The sequence below is a fragment of the Psychrobacter sp. Sarcosine-02u-2 genome, assembly GCF_002836335.1.
GTDB lineage: Bacteria > Pseudomonadota > Gammaproteobacteria > Pseudomonadales > Moraxellaceae > Psychrobacter > Psychrobacter faecalis.
Map to the genome: position 1 here is coordinate 1 of NZ_PJBX01000179.1, position 15804 is coordinate 15804.

Annotated in this window: 15 protein-coding genes; 8 read left to right on the plus strand and 7 right to left on the minus strand. The window is 43.0% G+C overall.

Annotated elements, in window-relative coordinates:
- Positions 1 to 87: 87 nt before the first annotated feature.
- From CXF58_RS12845 to pnp, 5 genes are all read left to right on the plus strand, one after another.
- The gene (locus CXF58_RS12845; protein WP_068407895.1) at positions 88 to 612 is read left to right on the plus strand and encodes a type 1 glutamine amidotransferase domain-containing protein; all 525 of its coding nucleotides are present in this window, start codon (positions 88 to 90) and stop codon (positions 610 to 612) included.
- A 144-nt stretch (positions 613 to 756) separates the two neighbouring features.
- A complete protein-coding gene (locus CXF58_RS13885; RefSeq protein WP_156508534.1) occupies positions 757 to 918 on the plus strand; it encodes a hypothetical protein in 162 nt (53 codons plus the stop codon).
- A gap of 85 nt (positions 919 to 1003) precedes the next feature.
- Complete coding sequence (locus CXF58_RS12850; protein ID WP_102077737.1) at positions 1004 to 1183, plus strand: hypothetical protein; 180 nt, start codon at positions 1004 to 1006, stop codon at positions 1181 to 1183.
- Positions 1184 to 1481: 298 nt separating this feature from the next.
- A complete protein-coding gene (gene rpsO / locus CXF58_RS12855) occupies positions 1482 to 1748 on the plus strand; it encodes a 30S ribosomal protein S15 (RefSeq protein ID WP_068407892.1) in 267 nt (88 codons plus the stop codon).
- Positions 1749 to 2385: 637 nt separating this feature from the next.
- Positions 2386 to 4488 (plus strand): polyribonucleotide nucleotidyltransferase, encoded by a 2103-nt coding sequence (gene pnp, locus CXF58_RS12860; protein WP_102077738.1) that lies wholly within the window; start codon positions 2386 to 2388, stop codon positions 4486 to 4488.
- A gap of 111 nt (positions 4489 to 4599) precedes the next feature.
- Here the strand turns inward: pnp and CXF58_RS12865 are convergent, their stop codons facing one another.
- The 4 genes from CXF58_RS12865 to CXF58_RS12880 all read right to left on the minus strand — a co-directional run bounded on the left by CXF58_RS12865 (position 4600) and on the right by CXF58_RS12880 (position 8324).
- Entirely contained in the window at positions 4600 to 5178 is a 579-nt protein-coding gene (locus CXF58_RS12865) for a hypothetical protein (RefSeq protein WP_102077739.1), read from the minus strand.
- 30 nt (positions 5179 to 5208) lie between these two features.
- Positions 5209 to 5751 carry a hypothetical protein gene (locus CXF58_RS12870; RefSeq protein WP_102077740.1) on the minus strand — a complete coding sequence of 181 codons (543 nt, stop codon included), beginning with the start codon at positions 5749 to 5751 and terminating at the stop codon, positions 5209 to 5211.
- A 125-nt stretch (positions 5752 to 5876) separates the two neighbouring features.
- Positions 5877 to 6134: a YheV family putative zinc ribbon protein gene (locus CXF58_RS12875; protein ID WP_068407882.1), complete on the minus strand. Its 258-nt coding sequence runs from the start codon at positions 6132 to 6134 to the stop codon at positions 5877 to 5879.
- Entirely contained in the window at positions 6135 to 8324 is a 2190-nt protein-coding gene (locus CXF58_RS12880) for a M3 family metallopeptidase (RefSeq protein WP_102077741.1), read from the minus strand.
- A gap of 463 nt (positions 8325 to 8787) precedes the next feature.
- Here CXF58_RS12880 and CXF58_RS12885 point away from each other — a divergent pair, with 463 nt between their 5' ends.
- The 3 genes from CXF58_RS12885 to CXF58_RS12895 all read left to right on the plus strand — a co-directional run bounded on the left by CXF58_RS12885 (position 8788) and on the right by CXF58_RS12895 (position 11937).
- A complete protein-coding gene (locus tag CXF58_RS12885; RefSeq protein WP_068407880.1) occupies positions 8788 to 9900 on the plus strand; it encodes an AOC03_06830 family ribosome hibernation factor in 1113 nt (370 codons plus the stop codon).
- Between the two features lie 202 nt (positions 9901 to 10102).
- The gene (locus CXF58_RS12890; RefSeq protein WP_068407879.1) at positions 10103 to 10861 is read left to right on the plus strand and encodes an endonuclease/exonuclease/phosphatase family protein; all 759 of its coding nucleotides are present in this window, start codon (positions 10103 to 10105) and stop codon (positions 10859 to 10861) included.
- An 80-nt stretch (positions 10862 to 10941) separates the two neighbouring features.
- Positions 10942 to 11937: an NADP-dependent oxidoreductase gene (locus CXF58_RS12895; protein WP_102077742.1), complete on the plus strand. Its 996-nt coding sequence runs from the start codon at positions 10942 to 10944 to the stop codon at positions 11935 to 11937.
- A 45-nt stretch (positions 11938 to 11982) separates the two neighbouring features.
- Here CXF58_RS12895 and CXF58_RS12900 read toward each other — a convergent pair whose 3' ends face one another.
- The 3 genes from CXF58_RS12900 to CXF58_RS12910 all read right to left on the minus strand — a co-directional run bounded on the left by CXF58_RS12900 (position 11983) and on the right by CXF58_RS12910 (position 15557).
- Complete coding sequence (locus CXF58_RS12900) at positions 11983 to 12600, minus strand: alpha-ketoglutarate-dependent dioxygenase AlkB family protein (RefSeq protein ID WP_102077743.1); 618 nt, start codon at positions 12598 to 12600, stop codon at positions 11983 to 11985.
- A gap of 40 nt (positions 12601 to 12640) precedes the next feature.
- A complete protein-coding gene (locus tag CXF58_RS12905; RefSeq protein ID WP_102077744.1) occupies positions 12641 to 13543 on the minus strand; it encodes an alpha/beta fold hydrolase in 903 nt (300 codons plus the stop codon).
- 64 nt (positions 13544 to 13607) lie between these two features.
- A complete protein-coding gene (locus CXF58_RS12910) occupies positions 13608 to 15557 on the minus strand; it encodes an ABC transporter ATP-binding protein (protein ID WP_102077745.1) in 1950 nt (649 codons plus the stop codon).
- Positions 15558 to 15804 lie beyond the last annotated feature (247 nt).

Sequence of the window (15804 nt, forward strand, 5' to 3'; positions counted from 1 at the left end):
ATATAAAAAGTATCTGAGATTAATAATAAAAAATGTATTTTAAAAATACTCATACCTAAAGTTGAAATCTAAAGTATAAGGATTATTATGAAAACCATTGCTTTCTTATTACATAATAACTTCGAACAAGCTGAATATGAAGAAGTTAACAACCAATTAAAAGATAAAGGTTATAAAACAGTCCTCATTACGACCAATAAAGACAAAGAAGTCCAAGGCATGCAGCAGGACGTCAATAAGGGTGATACCTTCACTGCAGATATATTTGCTAAAGACGCTAACGTTGCTGATTATGAGGCACTGGTTTTGCCAGGTGGCACGGTGAATGCCGATACCATACGCGGTAACGAAGAAGCGCACAGTATTATTAATGCTATTAACGATGCAGGTAAACCATTAGCGGTCATTTGCCACGCGCCTTGGGTATTAATCAATACAGGCATTGCTAAAGGTAAAACCTTAACAGCTTATCACTCGTTACAGACCGATTTAGAAAATGCGGGCGCAAATTTCGTCGATAAAAGCGTGCAAGTGGATGGTAATTTAATTACCTCACGTAATCCAGATGATATTAACGATTTTGTCGCTGCTATTGATAAAGCGCTATCTTAGATTAATAAGCCAATTAAATTTTATAGATTAACCTAAAAGAAGCAGCTACTATTTATTAACGCTTTATTTATATTGATTTTACGAAATTACCATAACTTTAAAATCATAACTACAGAATTCATAACTACAGAAAAGGAAATTATTATGTCAAATCCTAATCCGAACGATACCAAGCTTGAGCAACAACGTTCAGAATCAGCGACTGCTGCCCTAAAGGGTCAAACAGAAGATAATCATACGCAAGATACTGAAGCGGCTGCAGACCGTATTGCTGATAATTTAAAAAATGCTAAAGAAGAAAAATAGTTAACTCCGTAATTTATTGAATCTGCTGATTATTAATAAGATAGTTAGTAAAAATATACAAAAATAATGATAACTGGGAGTATTTATGACTGACTCAAAAGGCAACATGGACGCGCAAGAGAAAAAAATCAAACAACAAGCCGAAGATATCAATCCTAAAAAAGATAATATTCCAGATAGTTTAGCGGAAGCAACGACGGCTCCTCTTGAAGATAATGAGCTTGGCGGTAATGCTACGCAGGACGACGTTAAGAAGGATAAATAGTTGCTGAAACGTTAGTCTTATAAATTTAGACCTTAATCAATTTTTCTCTGCAAAAATTGTAAAACTACTATAAAAACTGCTGCTAGTTCAGCAGTTTTTTGTTATAATCGCTGTCACGTTTAATTTTCGCTTTATTCTTAACTAAACGTTCTAATTGATAAGTTTGTCGTACACTAGGTCAACTCTAGTAATGCAGGGTTGTCCTGAATGACGGTTAAACTTTTTATTTTTATTCTATTGTGCCTAGATGCTTTAAATTGAAAGTATCTTAGTACATTTAGCATTGCCGGAGAGATTTATGCTAACCAATTCTGATCGTGAACAAATCATTGCTCAATACCAACGTGGCGAAAACGACACTGGTTCTCCAGAAGTTCAAGTAGCACTATTGAGTGCTCGTATCAACGATTTACAGAACCATTTTAAAGAGCACAAAGCGGACCATCATAGCCGTCGTGGTCTTATCCGTATGGTTAACACGCGCCGTAAACTGCTTGACTACTTAAAAGGTAAAGACCTTGGTCGTTATACCACCCTTATTAGCCAATTAGGTCTACGTCGTTAATTTGGCGACAATAGTACGAGTGGTCGCTAATATAGAATATGCCAGAATGTGGCAAGATTTTAGATTTTTTGCTAAGCCACTTGGTATTTGCTTGCTAAGCTCGATAAAATAGATTTTCTCTAAAGACGGTGTGGAATAGTTTCACGCCGTTTTTTTATGCGTATTTATATGAGTTTGACTGTTAAAAAATTATGCCTTAGCGGCATACGTTTAATGTGACAAACTCCTATTTTAACCGACTTTTTTATACTGAAATGCTCATAACGGTAATGCGCAAACAGACAGTTTGGCATTTCATTGGTCAATGGCTATAAATCACTGTAAAATAATGCCTTATGAGTTTGAGAGTAGTATTCGCGCTCGATTAATTATTTATAAGGTTTATCGTGATGAGTATTATTTATCAAACAGTGGCTAGCAAAGCAGATTTTAGTCAGCAAATAACGTGAAATCGTTATTTAAATAAATGTATCAAATAAATAGGTAACAAAATTGCTCTAATCGACCCAGTTTCCAATTATGTTAACGTCAATTAGTAGCCAATCACGAGTAACCAGTTACCAAGAATTTTTAATGACAGATATCAGCTTTTTATGATGCTGATATCCCTTTCGTCAGTCAATATTAGGAAAATTATATGACAATGTTTAATACCATTAAGCGTGAATTCCAGTACGGCGACCAGCAGGTCGTTATTGAAACGGGTCGTATCGCGCGTCAAGCAAACTCTATTTTGGTTCACATGGGCGGCGTGACTGTCCTAGTAGCGGCAGTAGTAAAGTCGGATGCTAAAGAAGGGCAAAACTTCTTCCCATTGACCGTCAACTATCAAGAAAAAATGTATGCAGCCGGTAAAATCCCTGGTGCTTATGGTAAACGTGAAGGCCGCGCAAGCGAAAATGAAACCTTAACGTCGCGTTTGATTGACCGTCCTATTCGTCCGCTATTCCCTGAAGGCTACGTGAACGAAATTCAAATTACGGCGACGGTTGTCTCGTCTGATAAAACTCAGTCGGCAGATATCGCGGCACTCATCGGTGCTTCAGCAGCGCTGGCTATTTCTGATGCCCCATTCAATGGCCCGGTAGCAGCAGCGCGTGTTGGCTTTATCAATGGCGAATATGTTCTTAACCCAACGCTTGAGCAGCTCAAAGACAGCGACCTTGACTTGGTGGTTGCGGGTACCAAATCTGCAGTATTGATGGTTGAATCAGAAGCGAAAGAATTGTCTGAAGACCAAATGCTAGGTGCGGTTTTATACGGTCATCAGCAGCAGCAAATCGTCATTGATAATATCGCGTCATTGGCAGAAGAGGTTGGTACCGCTAAGCAGCAATATACCGCGCCTGTTCGCGATCAAGCGTTAGAAACCAGCATGAAAGAGCAGTTTGGTGAGCAAGTGGCTGATGCTTATACTATTACCAATAAGCAAGAGCGCTACAGCAAACTTGACGAAATCAAACAAGCGATCATCGAAGCATTGGCAGGTGACGCCGAAGCAGAAACGTATAACGATACGGTATCTGAATTAAAAGAGATTTATGAAGAGTTAAAATACCGCACCGTTCGTGACAATATCTTGTCAGGTAAGCCGCGTATCGATGGCCGTGATCTTGAAACCGTTCGTGCGCTAGATGTACAAGTAGGCGTATTGCCATATACCCATGGTTCAGCACTATTTACCCGCGGTGAAACACAAGCATTGGTAACCACCACGCTTGGTAACACCCGTGATGTAAACATGATTGATTCATTGGCTGGTACGATTCGTGACCATTTCATGTTGCATTACAACTTCCCACATTTCTCAGTTGGTGAAACCGGCCGTGAAGGTGTGCCAAAACGTCGTGAAATCGGTCATGGTCGCCTAGCGCGCCGCGGCGTTGAAGCGATGTTGCCAGATAGCGAACGCTTCCCATATGTGATTCGTGTGGTATCTGAAATCACCGAATCAAATGGTTCATCTTCAATGGCTTCGGTTTGCGGCGCAAGCTTGGCATTGATGGACGCAGGCGTACCGCTAAAAGCACCAGTTGCGGGTATCGCGATGGGTCTGGTTAAAGAAGGCGAGCGCTTTGCGGTATTGTCTGACATCCTAGGTGATGAAGATCATCTTGGTGATATGGACTTTAAAGTAGCAGGCTCGAAAGACGGTATTACCGCGCTACAGATGGATATTAAAATCGAAGGCATTACCCCAGACATTATGGAGCAAGCCCTTAAGCAAGCCCACGCTGGTCGTATTCATATCCTAGAAGCGATGAATAAAGTACTGCCTGCAAGCCGTACGGAAATCAACGCTCATGCGCCTAACTATGCGGTTATCGAAATCAACCCAGAAAAAATCCGTGATGTGATTGGTAAAGGCGGCGCAACGATTCGTCAGCTAACCGAAGAAACTGGCGCGGTTATCGATATCGATGATGCTGGTACCATTCGTATCTTTGGTGAAAATAAAGCAGCAACCAAAGCGGCTATCGGCAAAATTGAAGCCATCACCGCGGAGGTAGAAGTCGGTAAAACTTATCAAGGTACGGTTGCGCGTATCGTTGACTTCGGTGCTTTCGTTAACGTCTTGCCAAACACCGATGGTCTCGTGCATATCTCGCAAATCGCCGATGAGCGCGTAGAAAACGTGTCTGACTACCTAAAAGAAGGTCAAACCGTCAGCGTATTGGTACAAGATGTTGATAACCGTGGCCGTATTAAGCTGACCATGAAAGGTATCGAGCAAAACTAATCTTCGTTTTTCGAATTAGTTAGATTTAAAAAAACCGCTTTGGTTGCTGATATTGGCAAACAAGGCGGTTTTTTTTATGCGCACAAAGAATAATGACAATGAGAAAATGATTTATATATTGATGTCTTTAGGAAGATGAATATCGATACGTAGCTTTGGTAAATCTTGTAGATGATGGGTGACAGGAGGCAAGATATTGCTAGACCAATCTAAAGCAATTGACGTTGTTATTTCACCGTTATCAGCAATATTATTTTGAGCAGAATTTTTTTGCGAATAATGAGCAATAAGCGGGCGCGCTAGCAATGCAATCCGGCGTATACCTTGATAACGTATTAAAGGTATTAGCTGCTGTTGTAAATCGACTAGAGCTGCGCTTAACCAGCTTGCCCTCGGTGAATGATAGGGATGATCCGATACGACAAGGTTGGCAATATAACTTGGTTGGCTACCGTTGCTACTGACGCCAAGCCCAGCTTGCTCACGTGCGCGCTTATGCATTAAACAGCTACCAACCATTAGGCTACCCTCGCGGCAGGCGCTAAAGTAACGTTGGTAATTGTCTGGATATAAGTTTTTGCTGCGCATAAGGATAGGATCTAGCAGGATACCGGCGTTATTCACCGGCAATATCAGCAGTTGGGCGCTGCTATTTAAAATAGGGGCGTGGGTAAGTTGTAGACTTGCCATTTATCTATTTGCCCCTCTGTGAAATGAATATTATTTTACACTGTTTTTCGCGCTTTCCGCAGCTTCTAATTGGGCAATTTGCTCCTCCAGCAGGGCGATTTGTTCTTCTTTCATCTCTGTCAACTGCTTATTCATTGCTAATTGCTCAGCGGCCAGCTTCTCTTGTTCGGCTAAGCGCTGACGCTCGTCTTCCAAGCGATCTATTTCTTCTTTTGCTAAACTATCATTTTCCGGCAAGGGCGCATTTAAAATAGCGTCGGGATTAGGGATTTGGCTGTTTGTAATTGCCGAGTCATCACTCTCTAAAGTTAGCTGGCTGTCATCTGATATATTGTCATTACTATCTAATGACGGGATATTTGCTTGCTCAGCACTATCTTGCTCAATAGAATCGGCAGTAGGTGGTGTGCTTTCGATCGGCGCCTTTTCAGTGTCTGGCGAATTGTTTTCCCAAATCAAATAACCAATCAATAAAGCCGCCACTATGATAATAAGCCACCATTTTTGACGCGATTTGGCAGACTTTTTCAGCGCTGACTTAGTCGATAAAGGACGTAGACGTTTTTTATTCATACGATGGTCGATTTCTGGCAAAAATATAAGTAGCCATACTATAACAAACTCAAAATAAAAAGCCCATCTATTGCTAGACAGGCTTTGTGCTATTAAAAATTAACGTTAACTATCAAATATGACTCTTATGGCTTGAATTTGACTGTACCACTGGTACCTGTCGACATGGCATCACGAGCAATCTGGTCCTCTAAATGGTTTTTAGCACTGATAGTATCAGGATCGGGGCGGTGCTCTGTATGTCCGCACTGCGTACATTCGATGTATTCATCAGGTTCGGGTACGACGATATTTACTTGCATCACAGCATCCATCGCCTGACATTTAGGACAGCGAACGCCTGCTAAAAACCGGCGCTTTGGCGTTGATGATTGATAGCGCATTTAGATGACCTCGCGCGTCGTTTGAACATTGGCTTTAGCAGTGGCGGCAGCATCATTTTTAGCAATGTCATTTTTAGCATTGTCAAAACCGCTATGCCGTAGTAAAGCATCGATGCTGGCGCTGCGACCGCGGAAGTTCTCAAAGTTGGTCTTAGCAGGAAAACTACCACCGACCGATAAAATAGTCTCGCGAAAGGCTTTGCCGGTAGTTGGGTTAAAGATACCTTCTTCTTCAAACTTACTAAACGCATCGGCAGACAATAGCTCCGCCCATTTATACGAGTAATAACCGGCGGCATACCCACCAGCAAAGATATGACTAAAGCCATTAGCAAAACGGTTGTAATCTGGCGTCTGCACAATCGCAATATCATCGCGCACGGCGTTTAACGTCGCCAAGATACCATCATAATCAAGTGCTGGCGTCTGCGCATGAATCAATAAATCAAAAAGTGCAAACTCGATTTGACGTAAGGTTTGCATGCCGCTTTGGAAGTTTTTGACCGCTAGTAGGGCGGCAAGTTTGTCTTTTGGCAAGGGTTCGCCGCTTTCAACATGGCTACTTATTAAAGCAATCCCTTCGGCATCCCACGCCCAGTTTTCCATAAATTGACTGGGCAATTCGACTGCATCCCACTCAACGCCATTGACACCAGCGACATCACCAACAGTTACTTGGGTTAATAAGTGATGTAAACCATGACCAAACTCGTGGAACAAGGTCAGTACTTCATCGTGAGTCAATAGGCTTGGTTTACCATCGAGGGCAGGGGTGAAGTTGCCGACCATAAAGCAAACCGGTAGCTGCTGATGGTTTTGCTCCGCATAGGTATAACGTGATTGAAAACCGCTCATCCACGCGCCGCCGCGTTTGCCGCTACGAGCAAATAAGTCAAAGTAAAAGCCACCAAGCAAGTGATCATCGGCGTCAAATAATTGATAAAAACGTACGTCATCGTGCCAGCGTGATACAGACTCACTGTGCTCTTGTACCTTGATACCGTATAAACGATCGACGATCGTAAACAATCCGCTAATCACTTTCGGTAGTGGGAAATAAGGACGTATCTCCTCTTGCGATAAGCTAAATTCGCTCTGTTTTACTTTTTCGGCAATATAAGCGCTGTCCCACGGCTGTAGCTCAGTAATACCATAAGCCTGCGCATATTTTTGTAGCTGTGCTAAATCTTGCTTAGCAGCTGGAGTCGCTTGCGCCGCCAAATCCCGTAAAAAGGTTTCCACTTCCGTTACGCTATCTGCCATTTTGGTCGACAGTGACACTTCTGCATAATTATCAAAACCTAATAGCTTGGCTTTTTGCGCGCGTAATTGCAGAATTTGGCTCATGATATCGGCATTATTGAGCGACTCACCTTTGGCATTGGTATGCGCATCAAACTCAGAGGCGCGAGTAACATAAGCACGGTACAGCGTCTCACGCAGATTACGATCATCGGCATGGGTCATGACGGCAAGATAAACGGGGATGTTTAAGCTTGCAACATAATAAGGCGTCGGCAACGCATCAATTTGTGCTTGGGTGAGCTTATCGCTGGCAAGCTCGCGAGCTTTATATTGTTCGCCTGCGTCCGCTAATAGCGCCAAACCACTCTCAGTTAACCCTGCTAATTGGCTTTGCTCAAGCGGTAAGGCATACGCCTGAGTAGCATCCAAGATATGGTCTGAGAACGTCGCTGATAAAGTCGATAACTCACTTTGAATAGCAGCAAAGGTTTCTTGCTCAGCTTTGGGTAGCGCAACGCCTGATAGCTCAAAGCTACGCAGCGCAAGCTCAATTGCTCGCGCCCTTGCTGGGTCTAGTTCGGCAAAGAAAGCCTGATCATTGACGATCGTCTGATAGCGACTAAATAGCGGCTGATGCTGACCAACACGCGTGCCATAAGCAGACAGCTTGGGCAACAATTCATGATGGACATGACGAATCTCATCGCTACTCATCACGCTATTAAGATGCGACAAAATGCCCCAACTACGATCTAACGCCAGATTTATATGGTCAAAGCTCATCACCTCTGCCAACGCCTGCTCAGCGCTAAGCTTGCTATCTGCCGACATCTCATCTAAAAAACGGTTGGCAGCATCGATAGCACTGATGACCTGGCTTTGTAAGGCATCAGGTGTGGTACTGGAAAAATCAACAAGGTGTAGGTCTGGAGCAATAGAGTTCATAAAGAAAGGTATCCAATGTCTGTTAGTCAAGGTCTGTTAGTAATGAATAAATTATTATAATTTAGATAAAGTGCTATGAACGTTATTTAAAACGTAGTTTAAAACGTTATGTAAAGTAAAGGTTATCTAAAAGATGGGTATGACGCGGTTGAAATACAAGCCAGCGTTATAATTGGTTTTAGAGTGTTCATTTTATGAATGGGATTTTTAGAAATGTCCAATTGGATAATAACCTAGCGCTAATTATCGATATGACTGATAGTTTGCTAAGTTTCACTTACAAAGCGTCATCATTTACTTGCAAATTAACCCTACAGGGAGTGAGGACAAGTTGTTAGCATCTTAGTAATACAAGGACTTAATATAATAAATTAAACACAAGGCAGTTGTTAAAAATAATTTTCAAATTCTATGACAAACTTTGCGATACCAACCAATGATAATAAAATAAGGAGCAGTATTTATGAAAGCAACTCTTAAAAGTCTACGTGAGACCAAAGCCAATCCAGCGGTCAGTATTTTTGTCAAAACGCACCGTGAGCATCCTGACAATCAAAAAGATCCTATCGCCCTAAAAAATCAATTAAAAGTCGTCGAAGAGCGCCTAAACAACGAGTACGACAAAAGTACCGCCACCTCTATTTTAGAAAATATCCAGAATAAAACCAGTGACCTGAATCACAACTATAACTTAGATACCTTAGCCATATTTGCTAGCACTGACGATGCTCAAATCGTCCGTATGCCTATTGATACCAAAGAGCGCGTGATAATCTCTGATAGATTTGCAACACGTGATTTGGTGCGTGATATGGCTAGTGCTGTGCATTATTATACGGTGGTATTGACGCGTGATAAGGCGCGCTTGATTGAAGCGTCTAACGACCGTGTGGTCAAAGAGTTCGACCAAGATACCGATGCACAAAATAATATGGAAAACATTCCATTTCCTGTAGAAAATAATGGTTTATATACAACAGGTGATGCCGGCTCTGATCGCTCAGCGAACAACGAGAGTAGCTATCTAAAAGAATTTTTTAACCAAGTAGATAAGAGCGTCCAAGAGCTATGGGGCGAGAATAAAATGCCGTTAGTGATCGTTGGCGATGCCAAAAATATCGGTTACTATAAAGATGTTTGTGATCGTCCAGATAATATCATTGCTACCGTTTCAAATGCCACCAATTTAGAAGAAGGCAGCGCGCAGCATATCATTGATAGCGTACAAGAAGCGGTTGAAAATTATCGCTCGTCATTACATCAAGCCGCTATGGGTGAAATTGACAAAGCGCGCGGTGCCAATATGCTGCAAACAGATTTGCAAGAAGTTTACCGCAGCGCCTTCCAAGGTGTTGGCGAGACTTTATATGTCCGCCGCGGTTACATGCAACCGGCTATGATCGATGAAGCGGCGCAGACTCTAAGCATGGCTGATGATGCGACTGCCCAAGGCGTTACTGATGATGCCGTTGGTGAAATCATCGAACACGTCATTCATAATGGTGGCAAAGCCGTATTCATGCCGCAGGAGCTGATGGGTGCAGATCAGCCAATTGCTCTGGTAACACGCTACTAAGTGATGGCTGCTATTCGTTAATGAATTAGCCATCGTTACGACATAGGTATAATATGGGAGCATTGGTTCGATATGAATCAATGCTCTTTTTTATAATAACTTAGGTTTACGTTTATCTGATGACTGGTGTCATTTGATAAGTTTCTAATAAAGCGCTGTTCACCCTTACGCTATCCATACTGAGTTTATAACTGATAAATTTATGACTAATACCACCTCTTTTGTTTTAACTAGCTACAACATTCATAAAGGCATGTCGCCGATGAATCGCCAAGTGAAGATACAGGGTATCGCCCAAGCGCTTGATATCATTGGCTCAGATATCCTTTGCCTGCAAGAAGTGCAGGGTCAAAACCTCAAGCGTAATATGCAATATAACGAATATCCCGACCAATCACAGCACGAATGGTTTGGTGAATATTTGCAACTGCAAAACAGCTATGGCAAAAACTCAGAGTATGAAAACGGTCATCATGGTAATGCGGTGTTGAGTCGTTTTCCGCTAGATCCTAAACATAACGTCAATATTACGGTGAATAAACTTGAGCAGCGCGGTGTCCTGCATTGTGAAGTGCAGCCGCTAGGGTGGGAGATGCCGGTTGTGGTATTATGCGCCCATTTAAACCTCTTTGAGCGCGACCGCATCAAGCAGTACGAAGCCATCTCCAATTATGTGCGTAATGAGATTGCGCCTAATCAGCCGCTGATTTTGGCGGGCGATTTTAACGACTGGAAAAAAATGTCTTGTGACAGGCTCGCTTCAAGCTTGGGGATGACCGAAGCTTTTAAACACTGTCATGGCAAATTGCTACCAACCTTTCCAGCAAAATTGCCTGTGCTCAGTCTAGACCGTATCTATGTGCGCAATCTAAGGGTAAAAGACGCGTGGGTACATACCGGTAAGCCTTGGTCAACACTATCGGATCATTTGCCGCTAAGTGCAGAATTAGCATTGTTATGAATTGCTGTTATCAGTTAATGGATAACAAGTAAGAAACTAACCAAAAAAGAGAAATTAGAATAATACAAGGATGAAAAATCATGTCTGATAAACACCTACCAACGACGCAGCACGCCGTACAGATACGCGAGTTTGGCGAACCTGAAGTCATGACATATCAAGACGGCGTGGCTATGCCTGCATTAAAGGATAACCAAGTATTAATACAAGTCGCTTATGCCGGTATCAACCCCGTCGATTATAAAACCCGTCAAGGTAAAGGCTGGGGCGCCGATGCGATTCAAAAAAATAACTTTGATAAAGGCGAGCCCGCTATTTTAGGCTTTGATGTTGCAGGGATAGTGGTCAAAAGTAATAGCGATAAATTTATGATTGGAGATGACGTCGCGGCCCTTAGTTTTGATGGCAGCTGCTACGCTGAATACGTGGCGATCGATGCTGATTTACTGGCAAAAGTACCTGAGTCTGTGACATTAGAGCAAGCAGGGGCATTGCCTTGTATCGGGCAAACGGCGCTACAGTTTGTAGAATTTGCCAACATAAAAAACGCTGAGCATGTGGTGATAAACGCGCCAGCGGGCGGCGTTGGACATTTAGCGATTCAGTTTTTGCTGAAAAAGGTAGCGTCAGATAATATCAAAGTCACGCTTATTTGCTCACCAGAAAAATACGCCAAACTTGATAAATTGATAGATAAAAGCAAGTTGGAAGGTTGGATAGATTATACCAAAGACCAAGATTTTCCTGACTTACAAGCCGATGTACTGATGGACTTGGTCGGTGACGATGCCGGCGTGCGCGCTTTGAGCACACTCAAATCTGGAGGTCACGTTAAAGTGTTACCGACCATTTGGGTTGATAAACTAAAAGCTGCCGGTAGTAATAAAAACTTGAGCGTCGATGGTTATGCGGTAAAGCCAAATGGCGAAGATATGGCAAAGGTTTTACAAGATGTCGCTGACGGCACGCTAATTTTACAAATTCAGCAAACTTATCCATTATCTGAAGTGGTCGCTGCTCACCGCGAGCTAGAAAAAGGCGATACCTTTGGCAAGATTGTGCTCAAAGCAAGCTAAGGCAGAGTTATTTAAGTTAAGCGAGGTTATTTAAGTTAAGCGAGTTTAATCTAATATCATTTGCCTAAAGGTTAAGCTAATACGTCCTTCTAAAACCGTTTTTGTTTTAGTAACAGTATGCTTCCAACATTTTTGCGTCTCACCATGCATGACGATAAGCTGACCGGACTCAAGATAAAGCTCGACTTTATCTTGAGTTTTTTTATGCTTTAAGACAAACTTGCGCGTCGCTCCGAGTGACAAAGAAGCAATAACTGGCTGATTGCCTAGTTCTTTTTCATCGTCGGCATGATACCCCATACCATCGTCGCCGGACGGATAGTAATTTAGCAGGCAAGAATTAAAGTGGGTATTGATACCGATTTTTAATAGTTGCCGCTCGATATGATGTTTCACATGAAACACTGAGTCTGTCCACTCAATGGCTTGCCGCCTGTGCCCCGAGTATTGATAACTGGCAGCACTGTCGCCCATCCATACTATTTGGCGAGTGGTGACATGCGTCTTACCAAATAATGTCACGATATCAGACTGCCAAGGTAGCGTCGTTAATAGGGCATAGTATAAGGCACTGGGATAATCGATAACGATACCTAAGTCATTAACTTTGCCATCATAAGGCAATAAATTATCGGTTGGCGCAGGGACAAAAAGGTCGCTCATTGCTTATATCCCATATATCCTACATTCCATATCGCTCGGCTTATTTATTGCTTTCATAATGCTCATTAATAATTTGCGCACACAGTTCAGGTGCTTCCATTGGCAAAAGATGACCGTAATCGGGCAAAGAGATAATGCTATCGGCGGGAACAAATCCTTGCCATTGTTTACGTACTTTATCATTGATAAACAAAGTCGGTTTGCCGGTGATTAAGGTATAAGGACAGCTGAGTTTTTTTAATGCCGCATCGATATGGGGCGCACCAAAATAGTTGGCAAGCTCTTGCTCGGGGGCAAACATCAAGCTATAGCTGCCATTGTTATTGGCCGTCAAACTTTGTTCAGCAAATACTTTTAAGTGCTCATCACTGATACGTTTATAAGCCCGTTGCGCGCGCAAATGCTCATAATAGTCATCGATACTTGCCCACGTCGATTGCTTGGTTAGGGTGCTTTTAAAAGGTTCACGGCTTAGCAATATCTTGCGCGGTAGTAAGTTATAAAGCGTTGCTTGTTTTTTAGTAAAGGTGACAGGCTCGATAAGATATAACTGCGAGAATAAATCGGGGCGTTTTGCTGCTGCTATAGCGGTCGCTGTTGCGCCTTGCGAATGCCCAATACCAACGATAGGCGCGTTTTGGGTTTTCTCTAAAAACTCAATCAGTATATCGGCATCTTGCTCACGGGTCAGACGCGGCGCTTGCGGCTTGTCATACCAATAACCACGTAGCGCCAGCGCCGATAAATCAAAATCCGTTGCGAGCTTATTTAATAATGGTGCATAAGTACCAACAGTAAAGCTGTTACCACCATAAAAATGAGCAGGCGGGCGTTTATGGTGGTTCGGTTTGTCTGCTTGATTTGCAGTTTGGTTCAACTGCTCTAAATCATAATAGCGCGCTTGCTTGCCACTGATATTAATACGTTTGGTAAAAGTTTCCATAAAAACTTCACTTCCTTGTGGTGGTTTTTTAACCGTTATCTTACATTTTATTGTTAACTTGCAATTAGCTGTCTTCGCCTAAGAAGCCGCCACTTTGACGCTGCCATAAGCGCGCATAAACGCCATTTAACGCCAGTAGCTCATCATGACTGCCTTGCTCGATGATACGGCCTTTATCCATGACCACCAATCTATCTAGCGCGGCAATGGTCGATAATCGATGGGCAATTGCAATCACAGTTTTGCCGGTCATGATATCGTTTAGGCTTTCGGTAATGGCAAATTCAATCTCAGAATCAAGTGCACTGGTCGCCTCGTCCAGTAACAAAATCGGCGCATTTTTTAGCATCACGCGTGAGATAGCGATGCGCTGACGTTGACCGCCAGAGAGCTTAACGCCGCGCTCGCCGACTTGTGTATCAAGACCGGTATTGCCTTTGTCATCGTATAAATCTTTAATAAAGTCCCACGCCTGAGCTTGCTTAGCAGCTGTAATGATTTCCTCATCGGTTGCGTCAGGACGACCGTAAGCGATATTTTCGCGCACAGTACGGTGCAATAACGAGGTATCTTGGGTGACCATACCGATTTGCTGACGCAGCGATTCTTGGGTAACTTCGTCAATCGCTTGCCCGTCGATATAGATTTTGCCTTTATCAACATCAAAGAAGCGCAGGAGTAGATTAACCAAAGTTGATTTACCAGCGCCTGAACGCCCAACCAGACCGATTTTCTCACCCGGTTTGATATCTAAGTAAAAGTTATCTAATAGCTTGGCGTATGAAGTTCCCGCTGCAGAATCCGCAGCAGGAATAACAGCATCTTCATGCGTGTTATCTAGAGGCTTGTCTGATTTATGCTTGTTTAAACCTGTGGCATCGTCTTCGCCTTCATAACTAAAATCAACATGGTCGAAAACGATACGACCATCGCTGACTTTAAGGATAGCGGCATTTGGCTTATCAACGATGGTTTGCGGCGCAGATAAGGTGCGCATCCCGTCTTGTACTGTCCCGATACTCTCAAACAGGCTAGCAGTTTGCCACATAATCCAGCGCGTCAGGCCATTTAATCGCAGCGCCATCGCCGTGGCAGCGGCAATTGCGCCAACACCGACAGCGCTTTGTTGCCATAAATAAATTCCGATACCGGCCGTACTACTGACCAAAATCACACTGATTAAGTGGGTTGATACCTCAAGGTAGCTGACCCAGCGCATTTGCGCATGGACCGTACCTAAAAACTGTCCCATCGCGTTTTTGGCATAATCGAGCTCGCGGCGCGAGTGGCTAAACAGTTTAACCGTCATGATATTGGCATACGCATCAGTGATGCGGCCCGTCATTAACGCGCGGGCATCGGCTTGTACAATCGCCGTTTGTTTAAGTTTGGGAATAAAATACCACATCGCCAGCCACACCAAGACAAACCACACAATAAATGGAATCAATAATAAGCTGTCTAAATTAAATAAAATAATGCCAGAAGTAATAAAATAAACGGCGACGTACATAAACATGTCTGTGACCGTCATCACGGTATCGCGTACGGCCAATGCCGTTTGCATTACCTTAGCAGAAACGCGACCAGAGAACTCGTCTTGATAAAACTGCATCGATTGCCCAAGCATACGCTGATGAAAACGCCAGCGCATCTGCATCGGGAAGACGCCTTGCAAGGTTTGAAAATGGATAAATGACGATAGGGCAATCCAAAGCGGACTTAAAATCATCACGGCCAGTATCAAAAGCAGCATATCGCCTTTTTCTGCCCACAGATTTTGCGGCGTATAAACGCCAAGCCAATCGACGATATTGCCAATCCACGCAAATAGCATCGCTTCGTAGATACCGATACCAGCAGACAAAATCATAAATAGCAATAACCACCCGCGTAGCCCTTTGGTACATGCCCACATAAATTTGAGCATACCATCGCGCGGCGAGGGCAGCGGCATAGGCGTCTCAGGAAAGGCGGGCAGACGAGTTTCAAAAAAGCGAAATAAAGCGTTCATAGGCAGTCAAAGAGCATTCATAGCAGTACGCCAAGATAAACGCCGTCAAGCGCTATCGTGAATCGTTACTTTTGTTATTAGGATTGCTGGTTATTTTAACAAAATTCGTCCTCATGCCTGCATGCTAATTGTAAGCTGACAGGTAGAGCACACAATAATTAGATTGCTGTGGATGAAATATTTTGTTACATTCCATCATTTCTTCTAGTTTGTTGCTTCCTTTTATTTATACGTTTTAATAATCGAA

Excerpts from the sequence above, each read along its gene's own strand:
- CXF58_RS12910 (WP_102077745.1), bottom strand. The coding sequence starts at position 15,557 with ATGAACGCTTTATTTCGCTTTTTTGAAACTCGTCTGCCCGCCTTTCCT.
- CXF58_RS12880 (WP_102077741.1), bottom strand. The coding sequence starts at position 8,324 with ATGAACTCTATTGCTCCAGACCTACACCTTGTTGATTTTTCCAGTACC.
- CXF58_RS12850 (WP_102077737.1), top strand. The coding sequence starts at position 1,004 with ATGACTGACTCAAAAGGCAACATGGACGCGCAAGAGAAAAAAATCAAA.
- CXF58_RS12890 (WP_068407879.1), top strand. The coding sequence starts at position 10,103 with ATGACTAATACCACCTCTTTTGTTTTAACTAGCTACAACATTCATAAA.
- CXF58_RS12900 (WP_102077743.1), bottom strand. The coding sequence starts at position 12,600 with ATGAGCGACCTTTTTGTCCCTGCGCCAACCGATAATTTATTGCCTTAT.
- CXF58_RS12905 (WP_102077744.1), bottom strand. The coding sequence starts at position 13,543 with ATGGAAACTTTTACCAAACGTATTAATATCAGTGGCAAGCAAGCGCGC.
- CXF58_RS12895 (WP_102077742.1), top strand. The coding sequence starts at position 10,942 with ATGTCTGATAAACACCTACCAACGACGCAGCACGCCGTACAGATACGC.
- CXF58_RS12865 (WP_102077739.1), bottom strand. The coding sequence starts at position 5,178 with ATGGCAAGTCTACAACTTACCCACGCCCCTATTTTAAATAGCAGCGCC.
- CXF58_RS12845 (WP_068407895.1), top strand. The coding sequence starts at position 88 with ATGAAAACCATTGCTTTCTTATTACATAATAACTTCGAACAAGCTGAA.
- CXF58_RS12885 (WP_068407880.1), top strand. The coding sequence starts at position 8,788 with ATGAAAGCAACTCTTAAAAGTCTACGTGAGACCAAAGCCAATCCAGCG.
- CXF58_RS12875 (WP_068407882.1), bottom strand. The coding sequence starts at position 6,134 with ATGCGCTATCAATCATCAACGCCAAAGCGCCGGTTTTTAGCAGGCGTT.
- pnp (WP_102077738.1), top strand. The coding sequence starts at position 2,386 with ATGACAATGTTTAATACCATTAAGCGTGAATTCCAGTACGGCGACCAG.
- CXF58_RS12870 (WP_102077740.1), bottom strand. The coding sequence starts at position 5,751 with ATGAATAAAAAACGTCTACGTCCTTTATCGACTAAGTCAGCGCTGAAA.
- rpsO (WP_068407892.1), top strand. The coding sequence starts at position 1,482 with ATGCTAACCAATTCTGATCGTGAACAAATCATTGCTCAATACCAACGT.
- CXF58_RS13885 (WP_156508534.1), top strand. The coding sequence starts at position 757 with ATGTCAAATCCTAATCCGAACGATACCAAGCTTGAGCAACAACGTTCA.